At 48.5% G+C, this 5,793-nt stretch carries 10 protein-coding genes and 1 pseudogene; 1 reads left to right on the top strand and 10 read right to left on the bottom strand.

Annotated features, from left to right (window positions below; translation table 11 throughout):
- Positions 1–269 precede the first annotated feature (269 nt).
- The 10 genes from rpmE to infA all read right to left on the bottom strand — a co-directional run bounded on the left by rpmE (position 270) and on the right by infA (position 5,221).
- Positions 270–503, bottom strand: coding sequence for a 50S ribosomal protein L31 (rpmE, locus tag O9323_RS01210; RefSeq protein WP_002735793.1), 234 nt, complete (start codon positions 501–503; stop codon positions 270–272).
- A 19-nt stretch (positions 504–522) separates the two neighbouring features.
- Positions 523–936: a 30S ribosomal protein S9 gene (gene rpsI / locus O9323_RS01205; protein WP_002737094.1), complete on the bottom strand. Its 414-nt coding sequence runs from the start codon at positions 934–936 to the stop codon at positions 523–525.
- Positions 937–940: 4 nt separating this feature from the next.
- Positions 941–1,396 (bottom strand): 50S ribosomal protein L13, encoded by a 456-nt coding sequence (rplM, locus tag O9323_RS01200; RefSeq protein ID WP_002735375.1) that lies wholly within the window; start codon positions 1,394–1,396, stop codon positions 941–943.
- 133 nt (positions 1,397–1,529) lie between these two features.
- Positions 1,530–2,345: a tRNA pseudouridine(38-40) synthase TruA gene (gene truA / locus O9323_RS01195; RefSeq protein ID WP_004157876.1), complete on the bottom strand. Its 816-nt coding sequence runs from the start codon at positions 2,343–2,345 to the stop codon at positions 1,530–1,532.
- 2 nt (positions 2,346–2,347) lie between these two features.
- A complete protein-coding gene (rplQ, locus tag O9323_RS01190; RefSeq protein WP_004157875.1) occupies positions 2,348–2,698 on the bottom strand; it encodes a 50S ribosomal protein L17 in 351 nt (116 codons plus the stop codon).
- Between the two features lie 21 nt (positions 2,699–2,719).
- Positions 2,720–3,661, bottom strand: a complete 942-nt coding sequence (locus tag O9323_RS01185; protein WP_002737965.1) for a DNA-directed RNA polymerase subunit alpha — start codon at positions 3,659–3,661, stop codon at positions 2,720–2,722.
- A gap of 179 nt (positions 3,662–3,840) precedes the next feature.
- A complete protein-coding gene (gene rpsK, locus O9323_RS01180) occupies positions 3,841–4,233 on the bottom strand; it encodes a 30S ribosomal protein S11 (RefSeq protein ID WP_002735413.1) in 393 nt (130 codons plus the stop codon).
- A gap of 39 nt (positions 4,234–4,272) precedes the next feature.
- Positions 4,273–4,656: a 30S ribosomal protein S13 gene (gene rpsM / locus O9323_RS01175; protein ID WP_002735415.1), complete on the bottom strand. Its 384-nt coding sequence runs from the start codon at positions 4,654–4,656 to the stop codon at positions 4,273–4,275.
- 93 nt (positions 4,657–4,749) lie between these two features.
- Positions 4,750–4,863 (bottom strand): 50S ribosomal protein L36, encoded by a 114-nt coding sequence (gene rpmJ, locus O9323_RS01170; protein WP_012593611.1) that lies wholly within the window; start codon positions 4,861–4,863, stop codon positions 4,750–4,752.
- A 127-nt stretch (positions 4,864–4,990) separates the two neighbouring features.
- A complete protein-coding gene (gene infA / locus O9323_RS01165; protein WP_002737109.1) occupies positions 4,991–5,221 on the bottom strand; it encodes a translation initiation factor IF-1 in 231 nt (76 codons plus the stop codon).
- 442 nt (positions 5,222–5,663) lie between these two features.
- Here infA and O9323_RS01160 point away from each other — a divergent pair.
- Positions 5,664–5,793 (top strand): annotated as a pseudogene (locus O9323_RS01160) (IS607 family transposase); the annotation flags it as partial.

The raw sequence follows: 5,793 nt of genomic DNA, 5'->3' as shown, positions 1-5,793 counted from the left end.
TAATACAGTGAGTTCTTTTCTTCTTCCGTGAATTCTAGGTTAATCATGTTTTTAATGAGTGCTTTGCTTCTAATTATGACTCTTAAACTATACTATTGTCCTTGAGTAAAAAATGCAAGTTGCAGCCGTGCAAAGTATAACAAGTTGCTTCTCTAGTATAGATGGTAACTTATTAATACGCAAGTCCCTAATGACTCTACTAGCCTCAAGATAGCAAAAAAACCGGCGGGAAAATCTCCCCACCGGGTCAAAAAGGCAAAAGTAAAGAATTATTTCTGATCAGCCTTTTTGCTTGACTTATCACCCATTTTGTACTTACGCAAGAAGCGATCGACCCGGCCTTCCGTATCGATCATCTTCTGGGTTCCCGTATAAAAAGGATGATTACCCGACCAAACCTCCACATGAATTTCTGGTTTGGTCGAACCCACAGTCATCACCACTTCACCATTACAGATCACCTTGGCTTCCGGATACCAAGTAGGATGAATTTTTTTCGGCATGATAAACCTCTCTATTAACCTAACGTTTCGAGTATTGAGGCGCTTTACGCGCTTTGTGAAGACCGTATTTTTTCCGTTCCTTCGCCCGGGGATCCCGAGTCAGATAACCTTCACTCTTGAGGGGAGGACGATTTTCCGGTGCTAATTGACATAAAGCTCTAGCGACACCCAATTTCACCGCGTCCGCTTGGCCGGTCAAACCACCGCCCTCGGCCTTAACGATGATATCATATTCGTTTTCCAGTCCCAAAGTCTCCAGAGGAGCCTTAATCGTCTGGATATAGGTGGGAATGCGGTTAAAGTGGGTTTCCCCATCGCGACCGTTAACGGTAATTGCCCCCGTCCCCGGCACCAGACGCACGGAAGCGACCGCCGATTTGCGTCGTCCCGTTCCCCAATAAACTACCTTATTTTTACTGTCCGTGGCTTGCATTGACTTAATTTCCTCCTGCGGGAATCGTATTAATTGCTAAAACTTCCGGTTGTTGTGCCTGATGGGGATGTTCCGCACCAGCATAAACTTTCAGTTTCGTGAACAATTTCCGACCTAAGCTATTTTTCGGGAGCATTCCCTTAACAGCGTGTTCGATAATCCGTTCGGGAATGCGTTTTTGCAGTTTATCGAAGCTTTCTACCTTCATACCACCCGGTCTGCCGGAGTCGCGGCGATAAACTTTCTGTTGGCGTTTTTTGCCCGTTACCGTTACTTTTTCGGCGTTAATAACAATGACAAAATCCCCCGTATCCAGATGGGGGGTGAAGGTGGCCTTATTTTTGCCCCGTAGAATCATCGCGATTTCGGTGGCCAGACGACCTAGACGCTGATCGGCCGCATCAATGACGTACCATTTCTGCTCTAGAGTCTCTAAATTTGGTAGAGGTGTTTTGTTCATGGTGAGTTTGCCTTGGTTTACAAAAATTAATTTTTTTTATTGCCCACCTGGGTGTTAGGGGGTTAGGGTTTTAGGGTTTTAGTTGAAATTCCCCTATTTCCCTATTTCCCTATTTCCCTATCTCCCTATTCCCCTATGCTCGGAAATAATAAAGAGGCTGAGTCTCGCACCAGACGCTATCAGCAAAGGGAAAATCGGCGTAACCCACCCGCAGTAAACATAGTCCTTTAGCTGGTGCGGCGTATTTGACCAATTCTCGGCGCTGATTGACCCAGATGTCGGTAAAGTTTTCTAGCGATCGCTCACCAGTTCCCACCTCCACCAACATTCCCACCAATAACCGCACCATCCCGTACAAAAAGCCATTGGCTTGAATTTCCATCTGTATAAACGGCCCTTGACGGTAGCATTCCACCCCCTGTACTTCTACCCAGGAATGGTCACGACTAGAGTTGGCACGGTGAAAGGCGGCCAGATGGTGCTTACCCAATAGGGGGGCCAGGGCCCTGGCCATCAAATCGGCATCGAGGGGACGATGGTAGTAGTGCCAACTAAAGGGGCTAACAAAGAGATTGGGGATGGGGTCGGTATAGAGGGTGTAACGATAACGTCGCCAGAGGGCCGAGAAACGGGCGTGCCAGCGATCGGGAACCTGAGCCGAAGCCCGAATGACGATATCGTCATCTAGCCGAGCATTGAGAACCTTGGCCCAATGGGCAGGTGGGATCGGACTCTGCTGCTGGAAATGGGCAACCTGGGCGGCGGCGTGAACACCGCTATCCGTACGTCCGGCCCCGTGCAGAGTGACGACATGACCGAGAATATCGGCCAGAGCCTTCTCGATTTCTTCCTGCACGCTCCTGTGATGGGGTTGCCGTTGCCAGCCGTGGAAATTAGTTCCCACATACTGGATAACTAGGGCGATCCGCGACTGGGGGCAAGCTGTCATCGTTACATCAGTTCGATAATCGCCATGGAGGCATTATCCCCGCGACGGCGCAGGGTACGCACGACCCGGGTATAACCGCCGTTACGGCCGCCATAACGGGCTTGTGCGCCTTCAAAAAGGGCGTGAACCAGTTGCTTATCGTAGATGTAGCCCATGGCTTGGCGACGGGCGCTCAGGGAACCGTCTTTAGCTAGGGTGATAATGTGGTCTACCTCTGCTCGCACCGCTTTTGCTTTCGCTAGGGTGGTGGTGATCTGACCGTGGCGAATTAGCTGGGTGGCCAAGCTGCGCAGCAGTGCCTTTCTTTGGTCAGCCGGCAGACCCAATTGAGGCACTTTACACCGATGTCTCATGGTATTTTCCTGGAATTGGGTTTACTTGCTTTTTTCTTGGGGTAGGGTGATGCCTAACCGTTTTTGTAGGGCTTCAATGACTTCTTCAGCCGATTTCTGCCCAAAGTTTTTGATTTCTAAGAGATCTTCCTGGCTGTAATCGAGGAGGTCGGCTACGGTGTTGATCTGCGCTCGCTTCAGGCAATTGTAGGCGCGCACGGATAATTGTAGTTCCTCGATCGGAATTTGGTTTTCTTGGTTGATCTCTTGGTCGTCAAAGTTACCGGAGGATTCGAGGGCGTTTAGATCCTTGAGCGGGTTAAAGAGATTAACCAGCATATCGGCCGCTTGGGAAAGGGCTTCTTTGGGGTTAATGCTCCCGTTTGTCCAAATTTCTAAGAGCAGACGATCTCTAGCTTGACCGCTTTCGGAACGGATATCTTCGACGCTGTAGTTGACTTTGGTTACGGGCATAAAGATAGAGTCGATTTGCAGAAAGTCGAGCGAAGTGGCTTCTTCTTTACTGCGATCAATTGCCCGGTAGCCTTTGCCTTTTTCCACGCGAAATTCCATCTCTAGCTTGGCCCCTTCGGCTAGGGTGGCGACGTACTGATTGCGATCAACTATCTCGATTTCTGAGGGTAAATCGAATTGTGCCGCCACTACTGTCGCCGGCCCAGTTGCCACTAAACGCCCGATCTGGGTTTGATTGGTGTAGCTTTTCAGAATGATTTCTTTCATGTTGAGCATGAGTTCCATCACGTCCTCGCGTACCCCCTCGACGGTGGCAAATTCGTGATTGACTCCCGCGATCCGCAGGGCCGTCACGGCCGCCCCTTCCAGATTGGAAATGAGAATCCGTCTCAGGGCATTACCTACGGTTGTACCCTGGCCTCTTTCCAGAGGCTCTAGTACAAATTTACTGTACTGACTCTGATTCTTGTAAGTTTTTGCTTCTACACACTCGATTTGAAATTGCGCCACCGATTGACCTCCCTTGTTCAGTTATCAGTTATCAGTTATCAGTTTTCAGTTTTCTTTGGCTTTCAGCCTTTAGCTTTTTGCTCAGATGGTCTTTGACGACCCGATTCTGCTGCTGATGCGCTCAAAGCTAACGGCTGTCGGCCTCAAGATCCCTGTCACCTGAAAAAGCTGTTCACTGTTTACACTCTCCGGCGTTTGGGAGGACGACAACCATTGTGGGGGATGGGAGTCACGTCCCGGATCAGGGTGATTTCTAATCCTGCTCCTTGCAGGGCCCGGATTGCGGTTTCCCGTCCTGCCCCGGGGCCACTAACCATCACTTCTAGTTGACGCATTCCCTGTTCGATCGCTCGGCGGGCAGCGTTATCGGCGGCGGTTTGGGCGGCGAAGGGGGTTCCTTTTTTGGCTCCTTTAAAACCACTCGATCCCGCCGATGCCCAAGAGATCACATCGCCTTTGGTATCGGCGATCGTGACAATGGTGTTGTTGAAGGTCGATTGAATGTGAGCGACTCCGGTAGGAATATTTTTTTTCTGTTTTTTCGGTCCGGTTTTTTTGGTTGGTCGCGCCATAGTTTTTCTTGATTGGGGGATATCGCAATGAATAAAAAATTATTTCTTGGAGGGGGCTTTTTTCTTCCCTGCCACTGTCACCCGACGACCGCGACGGGTCCGCGCATTGGTTCGCGTCCGTTGCCCGCGCACGGGTAATCCTAGCCGATGCCGACGACCTCGATAGGTGCCGATATCGGCGAGGCGTTTGATGTTCATCGCCTCCCAGCGTCTCAAATCCCCCTCGATTTGATAATTTGTCTCGATATAAGTCCGTAGCGCCGCCACGTCTTCATCGCTGAGATCCTTGACCCGAGTGTCAGGGTTAACACCCGTCGCGGATAAGACTTCTTGGGAACGCGATAGACCCACTCCGTAGAGGTAGGTCAGGGCGATTTCCACACGCTTATCGCGAGGTAGGTCTACACCAGCTATCCTTGCCACGCTTTTTTTTTCTCCCTATGAACGATTTTTTTTCCAAAAACGACTACAATTAACGGTAACGATTCTCTGCCCCAAGACAGTGACTTTGGTGGATTAACCTTGTCTCTGCTTGTGTTTGGGGTTAGAACAAATTACCATGACTCGACCGCGCCGACGGATGACGCGGCACTTTTCGCACATTTTTTTGACAGACGCTCTAACTTTCATGCCTAACTATTTTGGCAACACTGCAAGCTTATTATTATATCAGATTTCTTTTACTCGTGTCACCTATTTTTTTTAAATAAATTTGGCTGCTTATTAGGCTTTTTGGCTTCTCTGCCCCTATTTATCGCTATTTTTTTTGATTTTTCAGGCGATAGGTAATTCTGCCTTTGGTTAGGTCGTAGGGTGTGAGTTCCACTTTTACTCGATCACCAGGGAGGATTTTGATATAATTACGGCGGATTTTGCCGGATATGTGAGCTAAGACGTTGAAACCGTTATCTAAATCCACCCTAAACATGGCGTTAGGCAAAGATTCCGTGACGGTTCCTTCCATTTCGATGAGATCTTGTTTAGACAAAGTTAATTCCTCAATTTCACTGGGGACAATTTATTTAATGATTCGGAGCTCTCTTGGGTTTGGTGGTTAAAATGTATTCTAAGATACATTCCTCCCAGCGGGGGGGTGGAACGAACCACAAAGACACAAAGGACACAAAGATTGATCGATCCTATGTAATTTAAACTTATCACACAGAACCTAGTAGGAGAGCCGATTCGGCAGCAGCAACAGTGCTGTCACCACAGTTCCCCCAGTATAGCTTATCAGTGATCAGTGATCAGATGTGAGTTTTCAGTTCACAGCAAAAAAGCGCCCCATCTTTCCTCTCCCATCTCCTGACTCCAGTCTCCACCCCCATCTCCCCACTACTAGGCAGTATTGTAAAGTTTTGTAAAAAATATATGCAAATGACTGCAAACAACTGCTAATATGGTTAGTACAAGTTTACGTTGCAGTTCACATGAAACTATCAGATTATGCTAAGAAAAAAGGGATCAGTTATGACACTGCTTGGAGAATGTGGAATCGAGGGCAGTTACAAGGAGAACGTCTTCCTACAGGAACAATTATTATTTTTGAAGATGACCGTT

The sequence above is a fragment of the Microcystis sp. LE19-131.1A genome, assembly GCF_027532015.1.
Lineage (GTDB): Bacteria > Cyanobacteriota > Cyanobacteriia > Cyanobacteriales > Microcystaceae > Microcystis > Microcystis ichthyoblabe_A.
The sequence above is the reverse complement of the archived record's forward strand: the minus strand, read 5'-3'. Positions and strand labels throughout refer to the sequence as shown.

Bases quoted from the DNA above. Each gene is read 5' to 3' on its own strand.
- truA (WP_004157876.1), bottom strand. From the start codon at position 2,345: ATGACAGCTTGCCCCCAGTCGCGGATCGCCCTAGTTATCCAGTATGTG.
- rpmJ (WP_012593611.1), bottom strand. From the start codon at position 4,863: ATGAAAGTTAGAGCGTCTGTCAAAAAAATGTGCGAAAAGTGCCGCGTC.
- rplM (WP_002735375.1), bottom strand. From the start codon at position 1,396: ATGAACAAAACACCTCTACCAAATTTAGAGACTCTAGAGCAGAAATGG.
- rpsI (WP_002737094.1), bottom strand. From the start codon at position 936: ATGCAAGCCACGGACAGTAAAAATAAGGTAGTTTATTGGGGAACGGGA.
- rplQ (WP_004157875.1), bottom strand. From the start codon at position 2,698: ATGAGACATCGGTGTAAAGTGCCTCAATTGGGTCTGCCGGCTGACCAA.
- rpmE (WP_002735793.1), bottom strand. From the start codon at position 503: ATGCCGAAAAAAATTCATCCTACTTGGTATCCGGAAGCCAAGGTGATC.
- rpsK (WP_002735413.1), bottom strand. From the start codon at position 4,233: ATGGCGCGACCAACCAAAAAAACCGGACCGAAAAAACAGAAAAAAAAT.